We start from the raw sequence: 20,228 nt of genomic DNA on the forward strand, positions 1-20,228 counted from the left end.
CTTACGCTATCCTTCTAGTGAATAGCTTTTTCATAAACGGATAGACAACAATAAGCACAATCAGGGATAAAAATAGTAAGGACACAGGACGAGAAAGGAATATCCCCATACCTGTCTCAGACATGATTAATGACTGCCTAAGCGTATTTTCCGCCATTGGACCTAGTACAAGCGCCAAGACAAGTGCTGCTGGAGAATAACCATACAGTTTCATAAAGAATCCTATTACTCCAAATATAAGCAATATCCATGTTTCAATCAAGCTATTATTTAAACTATACGTACCAATTAGACATAATGCAATAATCACTGGGATTATAAAGCGATACGGCAGTTTAACAATCATCAAGAATACAGGAATTGCTACAATATTAATAATAAGCAAAATGGCATTCCCTAGATACATACTAGAAATGATTCCCCATGCAAAGTCAGGTCTTTCAATCATCAACAATGGCCCTGGTTGCAACCCGTACATTAGGAATGCTCCAAGCAGAATAGCCGTAGATGCAGACCCCGGAATTCCCAGTGTCAATAGCGGTACCATCGCCCCAGACGTTGCCCCGTTGTTTGCAGTTTCAGGTGCGATGAGACCTGGCAAATGGCCTTTACCGAATTTTTGGGGTTCCTTTGAAACTTTCTTTTCAATCGAATAAGCAAAAAATGATGCAATCGTTGCTCCAGCTCCCGGTAAGACACCTGTAACGAAACCTATAATTGAACCTCTTATGAATGTAAACTTAGCTGCAAGTAGCTCCTTCACGGAAGGCCAAGTACTTTTATTCATGATAGAAAGATCAAGGTTTTCCAACTTTTCATCTTTATGTGAACCCATGTAAATCCTGTACAGTAACTCACCGATTCCGAACAAACCTATGGTCACCGGAATAAAGCTGATTCCGCTAATCAATTGCGGCGAACCGAACGTGTATCGCTGTGCACCGGTAATAACGTCGACGCCAACTGTCGCGACCGCAAGCCCAATCATTGCAGAAATGAATCCTTTTACTTTACTGTCGTCAGTCATCCAAATAAGTGTTAGTAATCCCATCATCATTAGCATGAAGTACTCGGGGGGACCAAACTTAAGCGCAACTTTGGCAAACGCAGGCGCTAACGTGAATATCAGAATAACTCCGATTGTCCCTCCGACAAAGGATGCGATTGCCTGGGTGATCAACGCTTTTCCCGCTTTTCCTTGTAAGGTCAGCGGATAGCCATCAAAGGTACTTGCGACAGCTGCTGAATCCCCCGGTGTATTAATGAGTATCGAGGTTGTTGCCCCACCATATTGCGAACCGTAATAGATACCAGCTAGCATGATAATAGCGCCAGTCGGCTCAAGTGATAATGTTAGTGGTAACAAGATTGCAATACCTGCAGAAGCTCCGAATCCTGGAATAATCCCGACGACCATTCCAATAAAGGCCCCGATTAGTAACAGGAGAATGTTCATAGGACTCAGAGCAACCGAGAATCCTGATATCATATTACTTATTAATTCGTTCATTGTTTCCACCTCCGATGGAATAGATTTTTAAAATAGATTTTCAAAAATTCCCGCTGGCAATCCTGTATTCAATAGAACCTCGAACATAACGAATATGATTACTGGAACCAAAATACCAATGAGTAAGTTCTGTTTCAATTTCCCCTTATTGAATAGAAGAAGCACAATAACCATAAATAGAACTGTTGATAATAAAGCTCCTATTATACTAAACAAGTATATATAAGCCGTGATTATTAGAATTAGATAAATCATTTCCTTAAAGTTTGTGGTAATTGCCTTGTCCTCTTTATTCGACTTGTAGCTTTTTATCAAGTCATACCCCGTTAAAATGATAAGTATAATTCCTATTAATTGTGGAAGAAATCCACTTCCAGGGATACCTTTTGAAAACATCGGGAAGTTTAATGCCATCGCAAAATAAATACAGGAAATAGCCAATAGAAATATTGAAAATATATTTTTCATATCGGAAGTCCTTTCTAATATGTATTTTTTTAATAAGAAACTCTGTCCTAGATTCAAGACAGAGTTTCTATCCGTTCATTTATTAACTTTCTACATCTTCTAGCGATTCTTTAAACTTAGTATTTGTTTCTTCAAGGAAAGTAGCAAATTCATCTCCGAACAAAATATACTCTGACATTCCGTTATCTGTAATAAATTCTTTCCATTCTTTCGTTTCAGCGACTTGCTTCATGGCATCAACCCACCATTCTTTCACTTCCAAATCAACATCTCCCGCAAGAATAACTCCACGGGGCTGAGAGATATTAACGGCAAAGCCCAACTCAGTGAATGTTGGAACCTCTTCTAATTGCGGTAAGCGCTCAAGACCTGAAAATGCAAGTGGTTTCATCAGATCCCCTTTAATTTGACCAAGTGACCTTGCCGGATTTCCGACAATCGCGTCAAGACTATCTGACAATAGCGCACTCGTAAGTTCTCCAGCAGACTGGAATGGGACATAGTCGAATTCAAAGCCTGCCTCTTTCGCAAATAGATTTGGAACAATCATTTCATCACTTACTTGGCCAACTCCCCCCATTTTCATACGCTTGCCATTTTTTGCAGCATCAATAAATTTATCAAGTGTATCGTATTTAGAGTTTTCTTTTACGAGTAGTAGTAAATCATCTGCACCCATTAGTGCAACAGGTGTAAACGTCTCATAATTGAAATTAGTATTGGAAACTAAAGGTGTTGTGAAAAAGCTTCCGCTTGTCGGTGCCACATAATAGGCATCGCCTTTTTTAGATTCTAAGAATCCCCAGCCAACTGCACCACTACCACCTTCGCGGTTCTCAATCTTAATGTTCTCTGTATAAATCTTTTCTTTTTGCATAATTTCTATAATTTTACGGAGATACAAATCCGTTCCCCCACCAGGTCCAAACGGAATGATGACATTCAGCGTTTTACCTGGATATTCACCACTTGACGCTTCTGTACCCTCTTCGTCTGAACAAGCAGCCATCACTACTGCGGCAATCATTAATATGATTAAAGCGTGAAACTTCTTCATCACCATTCCCCCTTATTCTCTTATTAATAGATTAAAGTAGTACCTCACCATCTTTGATGATTGTTACGCTGTCTGCAACAAGTGTCACACCAGTCATTATCAAGTCATAGTGACAAGCAGCTTTAATCGTGCCGCCCAGTGTAATACTTGAACCGATTCCGATGTGCACTGAACCAAACACACCTTCATCTTCAAGCATTAAACCATTGAATTTACAACGTGGGTTCAAACCGACACCGATTTCTGCTACGTTGTAGACATTCGGATCATTCTTTGATGCTAGATCATCAGAAAGAACTCTAGCTTCATGTCCTCCCTCAATAGCTGTGATAAACCCGTCTTGTACTGTGCAAACTACATTTTCCTTCACAATACCGATTCCGATGTATGGAATACTCGCATCACAAACAATCGTTCCAGTAGCCGAACCTTCAAGAGGTGATACGTTTGCTTCAATAGTAGGAACAGGGGCAAACTGACCGCTTTTCACCATACCCGTCATCGCATTACTCTTTCTGCCTGTGGCTGACATTTTCAAATCAGTTCCATGTGTAGTAGTTAGATGAATTGTTTCAGCATTTTCCAACGCTTTTGCTACCGCTTCACAAGTTGGAGCTGCTTTAGGGAAATCTGCAAGTACACCACTATCGATTAACATATGATCTTCAAACTGTGTAAGCATAATTCCACGTGATCCATTTTCAACAGCATTCTTCACTGCATATGTATGAGTGATTGATGTATAGACCGCACTGATAAAGACATCACTTTCTTTCATTGCGGCTGCAACAGTTGCAGGCGGCTCAGCACTATCAGATTTACGTGGCATGATTACTGTAATCGTCGGCTCAGCTCCAACAGCTGTTACTGCCGCAGCAACACTTTCTGCAATCGATAGTGTTCTTGGTTCTGTTATAATGACCACGCTTTCATTTTCTTGAACCTGTGCACATACCTCTACAACTTGCTTTGCCCCTTTTGCCATTAACATCTTCTTCAAAATAATCTCCTCCAATTTTTCTGTTATTTCTATGTCTTGTGACAATTATCACTTATTAGTTTTAATAAGTCAATACTACATTCTATAGAATGTAGTATTGACTTATTTTTCATTCCACCTTAATTTCATTATTTCCAAGGTAAAGGATTATTAATTTATTCTTTTAAAATTCACTGGAAAGGCTTGGCAGATATTAAGGATGCACAGTTCTTGATCAATAAGACTATCAGTTTATTCCATCCGCCATCTATCACTTTTCATATTCCAAAAATGATAAATTAATATTAAAAAGTATTATCTAATGATTGTGTTATTCAGGAGCTTTCAGAACAAAACAGCAACGAACCCAATCAGATGATTAGCATTTTGCTCGTATGAAGTAAATAGGTCTTGATGGCATTTGCTAGGTAACGTCTGACGCGCGGCAGGCTCTGGGAGATATGATCGGTGGGACGAGATATATGATTGGTTCGCTAGGATATATGAATGGTATCCAACATGAAGGTCATGTATTAAAAAACACTATTTAAAAAGCAATCAGCTTTTTGAATAGTGTTTTTCGTGAAGTTCATTCAGTTCATGTTCAACTGGGAAGAAACAAGATACGACATGCTTCTCGTCCCACTACGTTTCTAGCAGGGGGGTTCAGATGTCTTATGCGATTGGGCATCTTGTATGGAAAACACAGCCGGTTGGAGGATTTTAAGACGAAGGTAAATCACCATTTAACACAATTCGTTCACGCACTTTTTCTTTATCTGGATCAGGTAACGGAATTGCTGAGAGTAATGCATTCGTATAGGGATGGCGAGCATTTTGATAACAGGACTCGTTATCCGACTTTAGTTGTTTTATAGGCCCTCAAAGTGGCCACGATAATATCCCCCACTTGCATCCGTGGATTGGGGCTTACAGACACTCTCCAGTTGGTTGGAGACTCCACCGCGTTCGTTGGATACTTCGATAGTTTAATTGGATACCTAAAAAATCATATCCAATTCCCCAACTAACCAACTAGTACCATTTCCGTTAAGTACTAGAAGTCCAGCTTAACTCTATAATTAGTTCATATATTGAGTTATCATTCTAATTAGGATTATGCTATAGTTTCTTTGTGTATTAAAATCCATATTATTGCCATAAAAGTTTAACTATTGGAGGGAATTACATCACAATGAGCAATTTACGAAGAAAGATATATGCGGCTACTGTTTCTGTGGCAGTTGTCTTGGGAGTGATCGTTACTGCAGTTCCTGTCACTACTGATGCGGCTGGTACTTCATTTACAGATGTAAAAACGACTCTTGATCATTATGAACCGATTATGAATCTTGCTGGGCGTGGAATTGTCAAAGGCTATTCAGATGGTACATATCGTCCGGACAATGAGCTTACGCGTGGTCAAGCTTCGAAAATCCTTGCGCTCGCATTGAAGCTGGATACGAGAAACGTCAGAAATCCGGGTTTTAAAGACCTCGACAACACGAATGGCTTCTATAAGTATGTAGCAGCACTTGAAAATGCAGGGCTCATTTCGGGATTCGAAGACAACACATTCAAACCGAATGCATCCATGACGCGTGCCCATATGGCGAAAGCAATCGATCTCGGATTCAAACTCGAGGGTAAATCTACCGTAAATCCATTCAGAGATGTAAGTAATTCTGCGTGGTACGTGGATCATGTCAAGGCACTCGTCACTAACAAGGTGACGAAAGGAAAGACGCCAACAACTTTTGATCCGAATGCTAGCATCACACGTGCCCAAATGGCATCATTCGTTGTACGTACCGAGAATATCAAAGTCGCGTCTAATCCAATCGAAAAGGCGCGTGCTGAAATCAGGAAAGTCGTTACGCAAAATGGTGTCATTGAAGTAGGCGTTAAAAAAGTTGCCGAATCAAGGTTTAATAGCAGGACAAATACAGTAACGATGACTGCCTATGATATTGACGAAGGGATTAAAGGGTTGACCGGAATTGGTGTTTTCTCTAGTAAATTGCGAGCGCTCGGCGTTAAAAAAATTAGCATAGGTAATGCTAAAGCTGTCGACCTCTCGCGACCCACCGCAAAAGATACGCTGAAAGAAGACTTCTTGGCCCTCTTGAAACCAAGTACTAAACCTTCAACAGACAGCGATGTATCTGCAGAGGACGTCCAAGTTACACTTTACGCTGACAAAAACGACATTCAATTCCGAGAAACTTTTAATGTTAACTTCCACGTGTTTGTTCCAAGCACTAATTGACAGTCCCCCTATCCAAATCCGGATGGGGGGATTTTTCTTTATTAATGAAAAGAAGTGCAGACCAATTAAGGTCTACACTTCTTTTTGTTGTTTATCTCAATGAATCGGTGATTTAAACTGTCCGCCATGTGCTTCTTGCGTATTCATGATTGTTAAAAATGCATTTGCATCGACTTCATGTACGATTTGTTTTAATTTACTTATTTCTAGACGCGTGACAACTACATAAATGACATCTTTGTCACTATTGTTATAGCCGCCGCTTCCCTTAAGGTTCGTAATGCTTCTACCGAGACGTTCATTAATGGCAATACCGAGTTCCTCGTATTCATCCGACACGATAATCACCGCTTTTGTTTCATCCAAACCTTGGATAACGGCATCGATTGTTTTTGAAGCGATATAATACGTCAAAATCGAATACATGGCTTGCTCCCAGCCGAGTACAAAGCCTGCCCAGCCGAAAATGAAGATATTGAAAAACATCACAAATTCGCCGACAGAGAACGGAATCTTTTTAGTCAATAAAATACCAAGTATCTCAGTCCCATCTAAAGCACCGCCATTACGAATGACAAGCCCGACACCCGCTCCTAACAGTAGCCCTCCGAAGACAGTCGCAAGAAGCGGATCCGTCACAAAAGGGTCAACCGCCTTAAGTGGAATTTCCACAAGCGCAAGTACAACGATTGCAAAAGAGGAAGATATGAAAAAGTTCTTCCCGATATACTTATAGCCAAAGAAAAGGAATGGCAAGTTGATCAGCAGTATGAGTAAACCGAATGGGATACCCGTTAAAAAAGTTAGAATTAGTGAAATCCCGATGATTCCACCATCTATAATAGAGTTTGGAACAAGAAATAGTTCAATCGCGACCGCCGCCATAGTCGCCCCTATCATAATGAATAGATAACGGAATATAAAATGTGTACGTGTTTCTTTTTTGTGCTGTTTTTTCATGAGTGAAATACAGTCCCTCGACATTAAATTATTTTGTAATACTATTATGCCTCTTTCTGCATTCCATGTAAATAATAAAAGATCAGCTCGGAGCAAAATAATAATTTGCACGATTTCTTTGCTTTTGTCACCGCTTATTCGGCAGTTTTCAATTTGACTGGGTGACTGTCACCGACAATCAGATATAAGCGCATACGTATAGAAGAGGATGAAGTTTTAGTGAAAGGTCTGCCTAGCAAACTGCCCCAAACAACTTTAAAGTAAATCACGAAACAATGAGGTATGCTAAAGGAATAATTTCCTGATTTATTGCACTTATGAAAATCCACTTGAAGTGGCTCTAGTACTACAGTTACTATAAATTTGCATGATAACCCAAATTTAAATAGAAGGAATGATTGTATGTTGAATTTGAAACTGGAACCAAAAGTCCTTGACGTATTAAAAGATAAAATACAAATGATCCCCACAGATGAAGGCGCCATCTACTTGGTCGGACCAATCCAACTCCCTGTCAATCTGCATGGAGAAACAGTTGTTTTTCAATGGTATTGCTGGCTTAGCCGTTGCCAAGTAACGGACAATTACTTAGAAATTATCGAACAGTTGTCATCTGCGAATTTGGCGGAGTACCAACAGTCAAGCGTGCTCGTCTACGGAGATTTCGAACATGCGGATGATGCGTTAATTCGCATGCATTCAATTTGCCATACTGGCGATATATTTGGTAGTAAAAGATGCGATTGCGGCTATCAGCTCAAGCAATCGATGCAGAATATTGCGGACCATGGGACGGGTGCGCTGTTTTATTTAGCGAATCATGAAGGGCGTGGTATTGGTTTATTCAGCAAAGCGATGGCCTATGTGCTGCAGGAAAATGGCTATGATACAGTGGAAGCAAACGAAAGTCTTGGATTTGTCGACGACTCCAGAAATTATGATGATGCGATTCAGGTACTCAAGACGCTACGGACAAAACCTGTTAAGCTCATGACAAATAATCCAAAGAAACTGGATGCACTGAAAAATGCTGGGCTCCCTGTATCCGGAAGAGAACCTATATGGGGCGATAAATCAGAGTTCAATGAAAGTTATTTGCAGACAAAGATTGATCGTTCAGGCCATTTAGATGAAAAAGGAACTCAGCCAAATGACTAACCATGAATTTTACATGAATTTAGCCCTAAGCAATGCGCGCGCGATGAAAGGACAGACAGATCCAAATCCACTCGTCGGTTCGGTTATTGTTAATGACAATCGAGTAGTTGGCATCGGGACACATTTAAAGGCTGGAGAACCGCATGCGGAAATACATGCCATTCGGATGGCTGGTGATAGGGCAAAAGGCGGCACGATTTATGTGACCCTTGAGCCATGCTCGCATTACGGGCGAACGGGTCCTTGTGCACTAGCCATTGTTGAAGCCGGGATTAACAAAGTTGTTATCGCTACGCTTGATCCAAATCCTGTCGTTGCCGGTAACGGTGTCAAGATTTTGGAAGATGCCGGAATCGAGGTCATCGTCGGCATAATGGAAGAGGAATCTCGCCAGATGAATGAAGTATTTAACAAGTTCATCGTCGAACAAAAGCCTTTCATGACGATGAAAGCAGGAAGCACATTGGATGGTAAAATCGCTACACACACTGCCGATAGTAAGTGGATTACATCCGCCGAAGCTAGGCATGACGGACATGTACTACGCAATGAAAATATGGCTATTTTAGTTGGCGTCAATACAGTAATTGAGGATGATCCCGAATTAACTACACGGATCCCTAATGGAAGGAATCCGATTCGCGTCATTTTAGATTCTACACTACGAATTCCACTGGATTCAAAGATCGTAACCGACGGACAGGCACCCACTTGGATTTTCACTGCACAAGAGGTTGACCAAGTAGCTAAACAAAAGCTAGAAGAACAAGGCATTTTAATCTTCTCAACTTCCGGAGTGAAACAGGTGAACCCAAATGACGTCGTCCGCATTCTTGGTGAAAAGCTTATTTCATCTGTTTTGATTGAAGGCGGCGGCTCGATTCACGCTGCTTTCCTTGAAAATCGACTCGTCGACAAAGTAGAAATTTATATCGCACCTAAATTAGTCGGAGGTGCCCATGCACCAACATTTCTTGAAGGTACAGGCGTGGAATTAATGCGTGATGCTGTGGACTTAGCAGATCTCCAGATTACCCCCGTCGGCAAAGATTTCAAGTTCACGGGCTATCCGCGATATACTGCAAATGAATAGAGGTTATGGAAAATGAAATTCGGTTTTGACATAGATGATACGTTGATTAATTTGAGGGAACATGCTTTTCAACTTTACAACAAGAAGTTGAATCGGACAGTGGCGGTAGATCTCTTCCACGCACTGGATAAGGTTGAAATTCATGAGCTTTTTGACATGACTGCTGAACAAGGCAATCAAATGTGGAATCGTTCATTGGAAGAAATCTATTTCACATCCTGTCCTCCCTATCCAGATGCAGTGGAAACCTTACAAAGGCTGGATAGAGAAGGACATGAAATTTATTATATTACGGCGAGACCCGACGTGCATGGCAAGCGTACAATCGAGTGGATGATTGAAAATGGGTTTCCTGTTGACAAAGATAAGTTTTATTACGGCATGAAAGATGAAGACAAAGTCAACATCATCAAGGATTTGCACCTAGACTATTATTTCGATGACAAGCCTGCGGTTCTTGAAACGTTGAGGAATCATCCCCTTAAATTGTTCGCCAAAAGCCAGTCGTATAATCGACATCTGGATATTCTTCGGATTAATGAATGGTCTGAGTTGTTTGGTTTGCTGATTGGTGAGAAGAAATAGGGATCGTTTTTAGGTGTTAGACATAGAGAAATCCAGCCATTTGTGAACTTGGCTGGATTTTTTTGTTGTTCAATTGGTGCCGCTGTTTCCGGTTCTGTTGCTAGCTCGGGTTTCGTTTCTATACTCGATTCAGATGGCAACACTGGTGGTGTCCCCCAATTCCCCAATCGAGGAGAGTCGGATGAGGTATATGATTGGTTGACGGGATATATGATCGGTTAGTGGCGGTTATGATCGCTTGGCAGGATATATGATCGGTTAGTGGGATATATGATTGACAGCCCGCCAGTTATGATCGGTTGGCGGGATATATGATTGACAGCCCGCCAGTTATGATCGGTTGGCGGGATATATGATTGGCAGCGCGGCAGTTTTGATCAGTTGGTGGGATATATGATCGGCGGACGGGCGGTTTTGATCGGTGAGAAGAAATAGGGATAGTTTTAGGTGATAAACATACAGAAATCCAGCCATTAACGTACTTGGCTGGATTTTTGTCATTCAATAGACCTTGATTGCGTCTGATTTGCAGGGGTTCATTGGCACTGACCCGCGCCTGCAAGTTATTCTGAAGTCGGCTCCGTTATTGGCGCTGTTTCCGCTTCAGATGCTGGCTCGGATTTCGGTTCTGTTTCCGATTCAGATGGCAACACTGGTTTTATCTCCAATTCAGGTTCTGGAGTTGGTTCCGGTTTCACTTCCGCCCCCGGTTCTGGAGCTGGTACCGGTTTTACTTCTGGTTTTGGTGTTGGCTTGATTGGAACGGCTGGGTTTTCCAAGTCTTCGATGGCTTGCTTTTGTTTCGCATCCAGCTCAGCAATGATTGCCTCTTTTTCTTTAGTGAGATCAATTTCTATTTTCGCTTTTAAAGTAGCAGCATGTTCCTTCAATGCTCGTGTCCGAAGATCTTTTTCTTTAATTGTAAATGCCGCCAAGTCCTCCTCGGCTCTTTGCTTTTCTTTCTCCACTGCTACTTTTAACTCTTTTGAGAGAGAAGCTATTTCTTCTTCAATTGCCCTATCTATATCCTCAATGGCTTTATCTTTTTCACTTGCAAACCAAGTTGCCAATAGACTATCAATACCCTGTCCCGCAAAAGCCATATTCATTCCGTTTCCAAGGCCAATCGTTAACATGAGGGCACCGAGTAATATACCTACCTTTTTAAAACTGAATGTACTATTATATTTTTTGAATTTATTCAACATATTTATACCTCCATTTAAAGCAATAAGGACCCCTAGAAATCAGGTCCTTATTGAGCGTGATTACTTATTCATAAATTCAATCACTTTTGCTTCTAACGTTTGTTTGGCAGCACTTTCTAACTCGTCTGCTTTTTTAACAATAAGATCTTGTTGATCAGCAACTAATTTATCAGTTTTCTCGGTAATAAGCCCGAGTAGCCTAGAGATTTCGACGTCAACTAAACGATTAATCTCAGCGATGGTAGCTCCGCTTTTTTCATTTAGTTTATCTTGTAAGAAGGACTTTGTAGTTCTGATTTCCCATTCTAGTTCACCAATCGATTTATTTGTTTGTTTTTCAATTTCTAATTCTAAATGAGCTAGAGCTGCTGCCCCATCTTTACCAGTATGTCTTTTTAAATCAAATTCAGCTAGCGCCAAAGCTCCTTTACCCGTCGCATTTAAGGCCCTGTTAGCACTATCTTCGATTTTCTTAAATTCGCTATCTATATTGTTCTGTATCTCAGCTTTTTTAGCATTAATCGAATTGATGTAGTCTCGTGCTTCTTTATTGATTCCACCTGTAGCATCATTAGTTTCAGTATCTCGCGTTTCATTAATGCCTTTTGTAGCACCCGTTTTCAGGCCTTTAACATTCTCTGCAAAGCCGCTAAATCCAGCAGCAGAATGCTTCAACGTATCCGTGGCAATCGATCTTTCTGATTTTTTAAATTGTCCATCGTACCAGCTTTTCAAACCAGCTCCAGCATCTGTTGCACCCAATGCTGCCCCGCCACCTGATACCAGTGCTACTGCCATTACTCCTGCGATTACTTTACCTTTTACTGTTTTGAACATTTAATTATCCCCTTTTATCATATTGGTTTGTATGAGTGCTTATTCGCTAAATACGTCTTCTACCATCTTTTCGAATTCCTGATCAATTTGTGCTTCAATATTCTGCTTGTCCACATAATCATTGAAGTTTACGTTTTCAAGTTTATTAACCGTAGCGTTCAGACTATTTATCGTGTCAGCCTGATACTTTTCGATGCCGGACTCCGCTTCTTTCACCTTATCGTCACGGAAACTTGCCAATGCATCATCAATGCTTTTTTGTGATTCATTCACAAAAACATTAACCTCTTTAAAAACCATTATCAAACCGGTAGCCGTAGCTGCACCTAACTTTTCGCTTTCTTTATGGAATGCATTCTTATACCATTGGGAAAGGTTCTGTCCTGGATTGCCACTTGCATAAATGGTTCCTGCGCCTATTAAGAGAGTAAACACCAGAACAAACCCAAGAATTTTTTTCATCGTTGACACCTCTTTAGTAGATTTCATACTTTTTTATGAAAATCTCCTCCAATGCTTTTTTCGGCTTGTTACCTTTTTAGTAACTACTTTTAGTATAGGAGTATTCCTGTCGGGCATCCTCACTCTAAAGAGTACTTTTCTGGTATCGTTTGTCTACTTCGATTTTCTACTTTAGTGTAGTGTCGGTGCACTTTTGTACCAGTTTACTTCTACTTCAATGATTGGCTCTATTTTATAGAAGTAAATTTGTATACTGATTAATCGATGGGTAGTAAATAACTGAAGAGTATTAATTCACTAAAATACAAGTTAATAACCAAAAAAGAACCTCCTCAACAGCAAGAGCCGATATGCATCGCAAACGTACAATTGAGTGGATGATTGAAAATGGCTTTCCTGTTGACAGTAACAAGTTTTCTCACCAGAATTTCATGCAAATAAATGGTTAATCAACAGCCGTGAAAGTCAATATGATTAATCATTTAAACCAAGACTATTATTTCGATGACAAGCCTGCGGTTCTTGAGACGTTGAGGAATCATCCCCTTAAATTGTTCGTCAAAATCCAGTCGTATAATCGACATCTGGATTTCCCACGGATTACTGATTGGTCGGAATTGTTTGGTTTGCTGATTGGTGAGAAGAAATAGGGATCGTTTTTAGGTGTTAGACATAGAGAAATCCAGCCATTTGTGAACTTGGCTGGATTTCTTTGTTGTTCAATGCTTTTTTTGAATAATGAAGTTTAGTAGGTACTCATTTCACTTCGGTATCGCATAAACAATATACCGTTGCGGTGCATTGCCGATATACCGAAATGGATAGCATGTGGATAAAGTCAGCACTTCTTCCGGTGCTGTAGAACGGATGACTGTTGTATCATTTGCATCTACAATTTCCGTATCCACAACGGCATATGTAAAGGTACCATGCTGCATTTCCATAATGATTGTATCGCCATTTTGCAATTTATCCAATCCGGTAAACACGGTGTCCCTGTGTCCCGATAACAGAATTTGATCTTTTTGCCCGGGATAAACGGTGCCTGTGTAGTGACCAACGCCTTGCTTTAAAGCATCGTCATCCGTCCCTTCCACAATGGGAAGCTCTTTTTGGATAATGGGAATTTGCAGGATGCCGATTGTTTGACCGTTCTGAAAAGACAGGTCGGGATGGGATGACTCAAGCTGGGGTGACTTTATTTTTTGTTTTTCCAACTCCCCCTTTGCCTGAACCAGTGCGGCTTTTTCCGACTGCTGTGCGGATTTTAGCTGCACACTGGCGTAGCCAATGAAAAATAATCCACTCGCCAGCAAAAACACAGCCATTTTTTTCAGCAAATTACATCACCTCCAGCTAATAAAGGATGTGTTGATTCATCTCATATTCACTTCAGTTTTGACGAAAAACAGAAAAGCTACCAAGGCACGATACGCCATGCACAGGCAGCTTTTCAAAATTTTCTCTTTAACCAATTAGCCATTTGAGTCATTTACGTGGCTATTGAGCTATCTTCATCCGTCTGTAATGTCTGATGATCATCAACACAATTCCACCTGCCACAAGTACAGAACCAACTAACATCAAATTAAATATATTTGTTGACGTGGCAGGCAAGTTGAACCCGGCTGTTGTTGGAACGCCGCTGTCGATCTGTCCTGGTATTGTGACTTGAACCGCCGGGCTATCGCTTCCTCCCTCCGCAGGGTTATCGCTTCCTTCCTCCGCAGGGTTATCGCTTCCTCCCTCCGCAGGGTTATCGCTTCCTCCCTCCGCAGGGTTATCACTTCCTCCCTCCGTAGGGTTATCGTTTCCTCCCTCCGCAGGATTATCGCTTCCTCCCTCCGTAGGGTTATCGCTTCCTCCCTCCGCAGGGTTATCGCTTCCTCCGTCCCCTGGGTTATCGCCTCCTCCATTCCCCGGGTTATCTCTTCCTTCCGCCGTAAAAGTGAAAACAAATGCCGCCCCAAGGCCTTGAAAATCATTTCCAAGGTGCTCCGGAAAACGAATAGTGATGTCCAGATTCTCCCCGCTGCCGCGTGTAAGTTTTCTTGCGGGCAGAGATTTAAATGCAGCCAATTTGCCCTGATACAATTCCTTGCCGTCGACTTTTATTTCCAGCAGTAGCTCGTTGAACAGCTTTTTTTCTCCACTGTTTTCTAACTGCATTTGGTAGGCAAAATCTTTGCTACCTACGTTTTGGACTGTAATGGTCCGAGGCGCCCAGTCACCAGGCTTCATATTGCTGATTTCAAATAACGTATCATTTGGTGAAATGCTGATGTCTATATCATCCTTGCCCGCGTTGTCTTCACCATCTGCAAATACGCTCGTAACGGGAAAGAAACATATTCCGCTTATTAATAAAAGAATCGGGAAAACTCGAAACAGTTTACTCATGGTAATGCCTCCTTACATATCTTAGCGATCGATTCAGGAAGAACTTTCTCCGCCATCTTCCCCCACTATATTCACCTTTTTTTTCGGAGCCAATTCGATTTCTCCAAGTGCTCTCCAAATCGTAAACCCCGAGTAGAGTAGCAGCAGGAATCCAGGTATTAATAGCAAAAAAGCACCATTCTTCGACTGGGTAAAGTTAATGAAGTACCCTACGTAAGGCACTGTAAAACCAGTGTACTCCGCTACCACATTGTCAGACATAACTGGATTCATGTCCTCTGCATTGTTGTTGTCGCCTTTTGTCCGGTAAAGTACGGAGTCTCCACTTTTGACTACCTCAGTAATCCGATGTGTGATCAAAATATTTTCTGCTTCTTGGAATGTAATGACGTCACCTTTTTTAAAATTGGTTTTATCTACAGCTTGTTTTACGGAGATGATTGAACCCGTTAGGATTCCAGGCTCCATAGACCCCGACAGAACTGTTTTTAATTGGTAACCGAAAAGCTGTGGCTCACCGCCTGAAATTTTCGTGATGACCACTATGGAAGCTACACTAATCAGCAGAACCATCAATATGCCTGAGACGATGCTACTTATCCTCTTCATTCGTTTCTTCTTTTTCATTAATTTCTTCTCTCTCATTTGTATCACCTTCTACTTTCTTTGTGTTATTTTCTGGTTTTACGACAGCGTTCACTTCAGCTTCATTCTTTGTTTCAGAGTTATTTTCTGGAGCCTTACTTTCTACAGAATCCTTTTCATCCGGTTTCTTTTCAGTAGATTCATCAACAGATCCATCCTTGACGTCCGGCTGTTTTTGACCGTCATCTTCAGGCTTCTGCTGCTCGTTCTCTTTGTTAGCATCCGAATCTGCTTTATCATCTTCACCTTCTATGACCTTATCCTTTTCAATTTCTTCCTTTGATTCATCATCTATATTCTTGCAGTCGGCCTTTATTTTCTCGCTTGATACAGCATCCTGTTCGTTTTCTCCAACAGACTTATCATCTTCGCGCTTGCAATCGACATCGCTTGGTGCAGCATCCTGCTCTTCTTTTTCCTTAGTCTTATCATCTTTGTCTAGGCAGTCGACTTCGGTTTCCTCACCCGATACCGCGTCCTTATCGTTTTCTTCCTTAGGCTTATCAACTTTGTTCTCGCGATCGATCTTGATTTCCTCGCCCGTTACAGCATCAATTTCGATTTCCTCGCCGCATTGATTTATGAGAACAACCGGAACTGGCCATGTACCGGCAGTGATTGTCTGGGAGACTTCCGACTGGCTGCTGAGATATGCGGACGTGTCAGACGACATATAACTGATGCAAAAAATGGCTACATAACATATGAGTGCTATTTTGAAAGACAGAAATAGGCCGTGATGCTTTTTCCTACGTGTGCGCCTTCGCTTGCTTTTCAACCTGATCCCACCTTTCGAATTTTCATCACTGGAATTTCCTTAAATATATTACTCAAAACATAAAATTAAGTTATATGTTGAGAAATATATATAAGGAAGAGCATTGGCTGTTTGATAAAATAAAAGGAAGGAGGAGAAGTGCTCTCCTCCCCGGATATATGTTATTTCTTTTCAGGACCTGTCTGCTGTGCATCAAATGTCCATTCAAGCTTTAAAGTATCTCCTTGGAAATGATTCTGATCCTTTTTATCATCAACAAATTCAAATTTAACTTCAAGATTATCGGATGTTTTAGCCTTTAGTCCATTATTTTCTTTACCAGCAAAAAGCCAGGCCAATAAGTCTCTCTCCGTAACATCAGATTCTTTAAGTGCTTTTAAGGTAGTATTTTTAATAACTGTATTACCTTTATCATTATTTACAAGGAATTGAACTTTAATATGCTCACCAAAGTCTCTTCCTGCATTATCGCCTTTTACATCAATAATTTCATATTTCGATGTCAATAATACTTTGGATACATCTAGGCTACCTGTGTTATTCAGCGTAAAATAACGCGTCATTGTATCCCCTGGTTTTATATCGACTACATTAATAATTGCATTTTCCGCATCCCTACCTGCAACATTAATATCCAATGTACCTGCTGCAAAAACGCTATTATTTATTTCCACGTCGTTGAAATAAGCATATGTTCCTCCACCGATCATACTTACAGCCAATGCCCCAGTTGCGATACCCATTGCTAGCTTCTGTTTAATACCCATTTTTAATTTCCTCCAATTAGTTTGTATTTTTTCGCTTTTATTGAATGCTTGTTCTTTGTTCTTCCCTGCGACTTGGAAGAAATTATTTTCTTCTTCGATCTAAGGTATGAGTTCATTTTCACCTGATAAAGTAGCCTTGATTGCATGCACCATTTTCATAGTTTGGCAGCTGTTGTGATCCTTGACACCCCTTTAGTAGGTGTCATACTTTTTCATGGAAATCTCCTCCAATGCTTTTTTCGGCTCGTTACCATTTTTGTAACTACTTTTAGTATAGGAGTATTCCTTGCGGGCATCCTCACTCTAAAGAGTGATTTTCTGATATCGTTTGTCTACCCCGGTTTTCCACCTTAGTGTAGAGTCGGTGCACTTTCGTACCAGTTCACTTCTACTTCGATGAATAGCTCTATCTTATAGAAGTAACCTTTACTATTGATTTACTGATAGGCAACAAGTAACTGAAAAGTCTTAATTCGTCAAAATACAAGTTAATAACAAAAAAAAAGAACCTCTTCAACCGCAAGAGGCGACGTGATATTTAGAGGAACTTGGTTATACTGAACTATAAAATAGAATATAATTAACGGAAACTGTGAAATACATCCTCTATATGGGCACCTTGGATGTATGGAGTTATTGGTGCAACCGGCCTGATTAGATTTGGACAATATGTTCAATTTAGTCAGGTTTTATTATGCCATGAGGAGGAGTAAAAGTGGAAATCAAAAAAACTCTAGTTATTATGTTAAAAAGGTGCCATAAGAAAACTCCCCATTTCTATATAGGAAAAGCACGCGTCCCCCCAAAAAACATCGAAACGAATGATATGTATCTAGCTACATTGGAGCACAGTATATCACTGTTCCACCTAATGGATAATTCAAGCCCTCAAATGATAATGAAAGAAATAATAGCATCTATCATCAAGCTTACACATAGTGATGAAGCATTCTTTTGGTTAACGGATGTAAATCATCAAAATAGCTACCTAGCATCTTCTACGAGTAATCCCCATATTGAAACTGGCCTAAAAAAAGAATGGAATACTATACGTCTGGAGAATGAACTGTTTGTCAGTAAGATTAACGAGGATTGGTACGGGATGAAAGTCATTAGAACCTCCACTACTATCGGCGTTATTGGCGTTAAGATTTCCGGTTCAAGTGAGGCTAGAGAAACATTACTCTTCAATCGCCCTTTTGAGTTTTTAGTCGAACTTAGTGAAATAATGCTCGAAAGAATTCATACAGATTCAATGAAGGAGCAAATGATTGTAAGTAAGGAACAAAATCGTATCTCCAATGAAATCCACGACAGTGTTTCGCAAAGATTGGTCGGTATTGTTTATTCTCTGCATAGTTTACAAACAAAAAGTAAAAGTATGACAAGTACTGAGTTGAATGATGAATATCAATTTCTTTCACAATCTGCCAACACTACATTAAAGGAACTACGGTCGACAATATACGGTCTCAACTCGACGAAGAATGGCGAAAAATCTTTTCAAGTTTGGCTGCAAAACTATTTTGACGAGTACGCACGGTTAAGTGATATACGAATTGATTATCAGATAACGGGTGATGAAGCTTTACTATCAAGCGAACTAAAACAAGCACTCTATAGAATTATTTGTGAAGCTTGCGGAAATGCCGTTCGCCATGGCCAGTCCACGGCTATTGAACTCAGATTATCTATACTGGACGAGAAAACTATATTAGAAATTCGCGATAATGGAATCGGAATTAATTCGCACATATCCGAAGGCCAACAGGAAAAAGGAATCGGTCTTTTCAATATGAGACGTCTTGTAAGTACTTTTGCAGGAACGTTTTTGATAAGTGGATTACACGGGATAGGGACAGAAATACAAATCGAAATTCCAACCGCAAAAATACTTGAGAAGGTCCAGGTGAGTGGCTAATGCAAATTGTTATTGTCGATGATCATCCATTAGTAAGAAAAGGATTAACATCTATCCTTACTATAGATGGAGCAATTGAAATCCTAGGTGAAGCAGCAAATAGAAAGGACGCGCTAACTCTATTCCATGACACTACACCTGATTTGGCGATAGTGGATCTTCGCTTGGGAAATGAATCCGGTTTGGAATTAATTACAGAAGCGAAACAACAAGGAATAACTTGTAAATTCGTTGTGCTAACTTCATCGACGGAAGAGCACGACTTTAAACAGGCAAAAGAAATAGGGGTGGATGGCTATATATTAAAAGAGGCATTACCTGAAGAACTGATACATGCCCTGGGAGTTATCGGCAGAGGTAGAAAGTATTATGATCCAGGGGTGTTTGATTTGGTGATAAAATCGAAGGAAAGCCCTTTTGAAAATGATAGGCATATCGAACAGCTAACACCGAAGGAAAAGGAGATATTACTCGAACTCGGGATGGGCCATTCAAATAAACAAATTTCACAGGCTTTATATATTACAGAGTTTACTGTAAAAAAACATGTCAGTCAGGTATTAGCAAAGTTAGATCTTGCCGACAGGACAAACGCGGCATTGTATGCCAATGCTAAGGGCTTGGTGGCGTATAGTGTGAATTGAATGTTTGTTTAGTGCTAAATATAGTTCTAGTGATTCTATTCTCTATTTGCGGAGAGTCGGATGGGATATATGATCGGCAGCGCGGAGGTTATGATCGGTTGACGAGTTATATGATCGGCAGCCGGGCGATTATGATCGGGTCGCAAGTTATATGATCGGCAGCGCGGCGGTTATGATCGGGTCGCAGGATATATGATCGGCAGTCCGCCGGTTTTGATTGGTTGGCAGGATATATGATCGGCAGTCCGGCGGTTTTGATTGGTTGGCAGGATATATGATCGGCAGCCTGGCGGTTTTGATTGGTTGGCGGGATATATGCTCGGTTGAACGGTGGTTATGATTGGTTAGCGGGATATATGATCGGCAGTCCGCCGGTTTTGATTGATTGGCAGGATATATGATCGGCAGTCCGCCGGTTTTGATTGGTTTGCAGGATATATGATCGGCAGTCCGCCGGTTTTGATTGGTAGGCCGGATATATGATCGG

20 protein-coding genes, 1 pseudogene and 1 riboswitch are annotated in these 20,228 nt (G+C 40.7%); of the genes and pseudogenes, 7 read left to right on the plus strand and 14 right to left on the minus strand.

Features of this window, described 5'->3' with window-relative positions; translation table 11 throughout:
- Position 1: 1 nt before the first annotated feature.
- The 5 genes and pseudogenes from AZE41_RS18230 to AZE41_RS23380 all read right to left on the minus strand — a co-directional run.
- A complete protein-coding gene (locus AZE41_RS18230; RefSeq protein ID WP_067212516.1) occupies positions 2 to 1,510 on the minus strand; it encodes a tripartite tricarboxylate transporter permease in 1,509 nt (502 codons plus the stop codon).
- Positions 1,511 to 1,537: 27 nt separating this feature from the next.
- Positions 1,538 to 1,978, minus strand: coding sequence for a tripartite tricarboxylate transporter TctB family protein (locus AZE41_RS18235; RefSeq protein WP_067212518.1), 441 nt, complete (start codon positions 1,976 to 1,978; stop codon positions 1,538 to 1,540).
- Between the two features lie 82 nt (positions 1,979 to 2,060).
- Positions 2,061 to 3,035 carry a Bug family tripartite tricarboxylate transporter substrate binding protein gene (locus tag AZE41_RS18240; protein WP_067212521.1) on the minus strand — a complete coding sequence of 325 codons (975 nt, stop codon included), beginning with the start codon at positions 3,033 to 3,035 and terminating at the stop codon, positions 2,061 to 2,063.
- 31 nt (positions 3,036 to 3,066) lie between these two features.
- Positions 3,067 to 4,026, minus strand: coding sequence for an aminopeptidase (locus AZE41_RS18245; protein ID WP_231885851.1), 960 nt, complete (start codon positions 4,024 to 4,026; stop codon positions 3,067 to 3,069).
- Between the two features lie 714 nt (positions 4,027 to 4,740).
- Positions 4,741 to 4,863, minus strand: a pseudogene (locus tag AZE41_RS23380) (ABC transporter ATP-binding protein); the annotation flags it as partial.
- 346 nt (positions 4,864 to 5,209) lie between these two features.
- Between AZE41_RS23380 and AZE41_RS18255 the strand changes: the two are divergent.
- On the plus strand, positions 5,210 to 6,283 hold the full coding sequence (locus tag AZE41_RS18255) for an S-layer homology domain-containing protein (protein WP_067212528.1): 1,074 nt from the start codon (positions 5,210 to 5,212) through the stop codon (positions 6,281 to 6,283).
- Positions 6,284 to 6,379: 96 nt separating this feature from the next.
- Here the strand turns inward: AZE41_RS18255 and AZE41_RS18260 are convergent, their stop codons facing one another.
- Entirely contained in the window at positions 6,380 to 7,243 is an 864-nt protein-coding gene (locus AZE41_RS18260; protein ID WP_082786844.1) for a YitT family protein, read from the minus strand.
- Between the two features lie 402 nt (positions 7,244 to 7,645).
- Here AZE41_RS18260 and AZE41_RS18265 point away from each other — a divergent pair, with 402 nt between their 5' ends.
- From AZE41_RS18265 to AZE41_RS18275, 3 genes are read left to right on the plus strand one after another with little or no spacing between them, the layout of a single operon-like run.
- Positions 7,646 to 8,401, plus strand: a complete 756-nt coding sequence (locus tag AZE41_RS18265; RefSeq protein ID WP_067212532.1) for a GTP cyclohydrolase II — start codon at positions 7,646 to 7,648, stop codon at positions 8,399 to 8,401.
- Positions 8,394 to 9,494 (plus strand): bifunctional diaminohydroxyphosphoribosylaminopyrimidine deaminase/5-amino-6-(5-phosphoribosylamino)uracil reductase RibD, encoded by a 1,101-nt coding sequence (ribD, locus tag AZE41_RS18270; protein ID WP_067212535.1) that lies wholly within the window; start codon positions 8,394 to 8,396, stop codon positions 9,492 to 9,494. Before AZE41_RS18265 ends, ribD begins: the two co-directional genes overlap by 8 nt.
- A gap of 12 nt (positions 9,495 to 9,506) precedes the next feature.
- Positions 9,507 to 10,079, plus strand: a complete 573-nt coding sequence (locus tag AZE41_RS18275; protein ID WP_067212537.1) for a 5' nucleotidase, NT5C type — start codon at positions 9,507 to 9,509, stop codon at positions 10,077 to 10,079.
- Positions 10,080 to 10,642: 563 nt separating this feature from the next.
- Here AZE41_RS18275 and AZE41_RS22900 read toward each other — a convergent pair.
- Genes AZE41_RS22900 through AZE41_RS18290 form a run of 3 tightly spaced genes read right to left on the minus strand, consistent with a single transcriptional unit; the run spans position 10,643 to position 12,586 of the window.
- On the minus strand, positions 10,643 to 11,287 hold the full coding sequence (locus AZE41_RS22900; protein WP_067212540.1) for a hypothetical protein: 645 nt from the start codon (positions 11,285 to 11,287) through the stop codon (positions 10,643 to 10,645).
- A gap of 60 nt (positions 11,288 to 11,347) precedes the next feature.
- Positions 11,348 to 12,124, minus strand: coding sequence for a hypothetical protein (locus AZE41_RS18285; RefSeq protein WP_067212542.1), 777 nt, complete (start codon positions 12,122 to 12,124; stop codon positions 11,348 to 11,350).
- 39 nt (positions 12,125 to 12,163) lie between these two features.
- On the minus strand, positions 12,164 to 12,586 hold the full coding sequence (locus tag AZE41_RS18290; protein WP_067212545.1) for a hypothetical protein: 423 nt from the start codon (positions 12,584 to 12,586) through the stop codon (positions 12,164 to 12,166).
- A 470-nt stretch (positions 12,587 to 13,056) separates the two neighbouring features.
- Here AZE41_RS18290 and AZE41_RS22905 point away from each other — a divergent pair, with 470 nt between their 5' ends.
- Complete coding sequence (locus tag AZE41_RS22905) at positions 13,057 to 13,236, plus strand: HAD family hydrolase (RefSeq protein WP_156476090.1); 180 nt, start codon at positions 13,057 to 13,059, stop codon at positions 13,234 to 13,236.
- A gap of 111 nt (positions 13,237 to 13,347) precedes the next feature.
- On the opposite strand, the gene AZE41_RS18295 is transcribed toward AZE41_RS22905, so the two are convergent.
- The 5 genes from AZE41_RS18295 to AZE41_RS18315 form a co-directional block, all read right to left on the minus strand.
- Positions 13,348 to 13,926 (minus strand): class D sortase, encoded by a 579-nt coding sequence (locus AZE41_RS18295; protein ID WP_231885713.1) that lies wholly within the window; start codon positions 13,924 to 13,926, stop codon positions 13,348 to 13,350.
- A gap of 160 nt (positions 13,927 to 14,086) precedes the next feature.
- Positions 14,087 to 14,986 (minus strand): hypothetical protein, encoded by a 900-nt coding sequence (locus tag AZE41_RS18300; RefSeq protein WP_067212548.1) that lies wholly within the window; start codon positions 14,984 to 14,986, stop codon positions 14,087 to 14,089.
- A gap of 33 nt (positions 14,987 to 15,019) precedes the next feature.
- A complete protein-coding gene (gene sipW, locus AZE41_RS18305) occupies positions 15,020 to 15,631 on the minus strand; it encodes a signal peptidase I SipW (RefSeq protein ID WP_231885714.1) in 612 nt (203 codons plus the stop codon).
- Entirely contained in the window at positions 15,579 to 16,409 is an 831-nt protein-coding gene (locus AZE41_RS18310; RefSeq protein WP_067212550.1) for a SipW-dependent-type signal peptide-containing protein, read from the minus strand. Before AZE41_RS18310 ends, sipW begins: the two co-directional genes overlap by 53 nt.
- Before the next feature lie 161 nt (positions 16,410 to 16,570).
- Positions 16,571 to 17,176: a TasA family protein gene (locus tag AZE41_RS18315; protein ID WP_067212552.1), complete on the minus strand. Its 606-nt coding sequence runs from the start codon at positions 17,174 to 17,176 to the stop codon at positions 16,571 to 16,573.
- 576 nt (positions 17,177 to 17,752) lie between these two features.
- Positions 17,753 to 17,834: riboswitch (cyclic di-GMP riboswitch) on the plus strand.
- Positions 17,835 to 17,891: 57 nt separating this feature from the next.
- Between AZE41_RS18315 and AZE41_RS18320 the strand changes: the two genes are divergently transcribed.
- A complete protein-coding gene (locus AZE41_RS18320) occupies positions 17,892 to 19,097 on the plus strand; it encodes a sensor histidine kinase (RefSeq protein ID WP_067212555.1) in 1,206 nt (401 codons plus the stop codon).
- On the plus strand, positions 19,097 to 19,741 hold the full coding sequence (locus AZE41_RS18325) for a response regulator (protein ID WP_067212558.1): 645 nt from the start codon (positions 19,097 to 19,099) through the stop codon (positions 19,739 to 19,741). The genes AZE41_RS18320 and AZE41_RS18325 overlap by 1 nt, the downstream gene beginning before the upstream one ends.
- Positions 19,742 to 20,228 lie beyond the last annotated feature (487 nt).

It is taken from the genome of Sporosarcina psychrophila (assembly GCF_001590685.1).
GTDB classification, from domain to species: domain Bacteria; phylum Bacillota; class Bacilli; order Bacillales_A; family Planococcaceae; genus Sporosarcina; species Sporosarcina psychrophila.

Bases quoted from the DNA above. Each gene is read 5' to 3' on its own strand.
- AZE41_RS18230 (WP_067212516.1), bottom strand. From the start codon at position 1,510: ATGAACGAATTAATAAGTAATATGATATCAGGATTCTCGGTTGCTCTG.
- AZE41_RS18235 (WP_067212518.1), bottom strand. From the start codon at position 1,978: ATGAAAAATATATTTTCAATATTTCTATTGGCTATTTCCTGTATTTAT.
- AZE41_RS18240 (WP_067212521.1), bottom strand. From the start codon at position 3,035: ATGAAGAAGTTTCACGCTTTAATCATATTAATGATTGCCGCAGTAGTG.
- AZE41_RS18245 (WP_231885851.1), bottom strand. From the start codon at position 4,026: ATGTTAATGGCAAAAGGGGCAAAGCAAGTTGTAGAGGTATGTGCACAG.
- AZE41_RS18255 (WP_067212528.1), top strand. From the start codon at position 5,210: ATGAGCAATTTACGAAGAAAGATATATGCGGCTACTGTTTCTGTGGCA.
- AZE41_RS18260 (WP_082786844.1), bottom strand. From the start codon at position 7,243: ATGAAAAAACAGCACAAAAAAGAAACACGTACACATTTTATATTCCGT.
- AZE41_RS18265 (WP_067212532.1), top strand. From the start codon at position 7,646: ATGTTGAATTTGAAACTGGAACCAAAAGTCCTTGACGTATTAAAAGAT.
- ribD (WP_067212535.1), top strand. From the start codon at position 8,394: ATGACTAACCATGAATTTTACATGAATTTAGCCCTAAGCAATGCGCGC.
- AZE41_RS18275 (WP_067212537.1), top strand. From the start codon at position 9,507: ATGAAATTCGGTTTTGACATAGATGATACGTTGATTAATTTGAGGGAA.
- AZE41_RS22900 (WP_067212540.1), bottom strand. From the start codon at position 11,287: ATGTTGAATAAATTCAAAAAATATAATAGTACATTCAGTTTTAAAAAG.
- AZE41_RS18285 (WP_067212542.1), bottom strand. From the start codon at position 12,124: ATGTTCAAAACAGTAAAAGGTAAAGTAATCGCAGGAGTAATGGCAGTA.
- AZE41_RS18290 (WP_067212545.1), bottom strand. From the start codon at position 12,586: ATGAAAAAAATTCTTGGGTTTGTTCTGGTGTTTACTCTCTTAATAGGC.
- AZE41_RS22905 (WP_156476090.1), top strand. From the start codon at position 13,057: ATGATTAATCATTTAAACCAAGACTATTATTTCGATGACAAGCCTGCG.
- AZE41_RS18300 (WP_067212548.1), bottom strand. From the start codon at position 14,986: ATGAGTAAACTGTTTCGAGTTTTCCCGATTCTTTTATTAATAAGCGGA.
- sipW (WP_231885714.1), bottom strand. From the start codon at position 15,631: ATGAGAGAGAAGAAATTAATGAAAAAGAAGAAACGAATGAAGAGGATA.
- AZE41_RS18315 (WP_067212552.1), bottom strand. From the start codon at position 17,176: ATGGGTATTAAACAGAAGCTAGCAATGGGTATCGCAACTGGGGCATTG.
- AZE41_RS18325 (WP_067212558.1), top strand. From the start codon at position 19,097: ATGCAAATTGTTATTGTCGATGATCATCCATTAGTAAGAAAAGGATTA.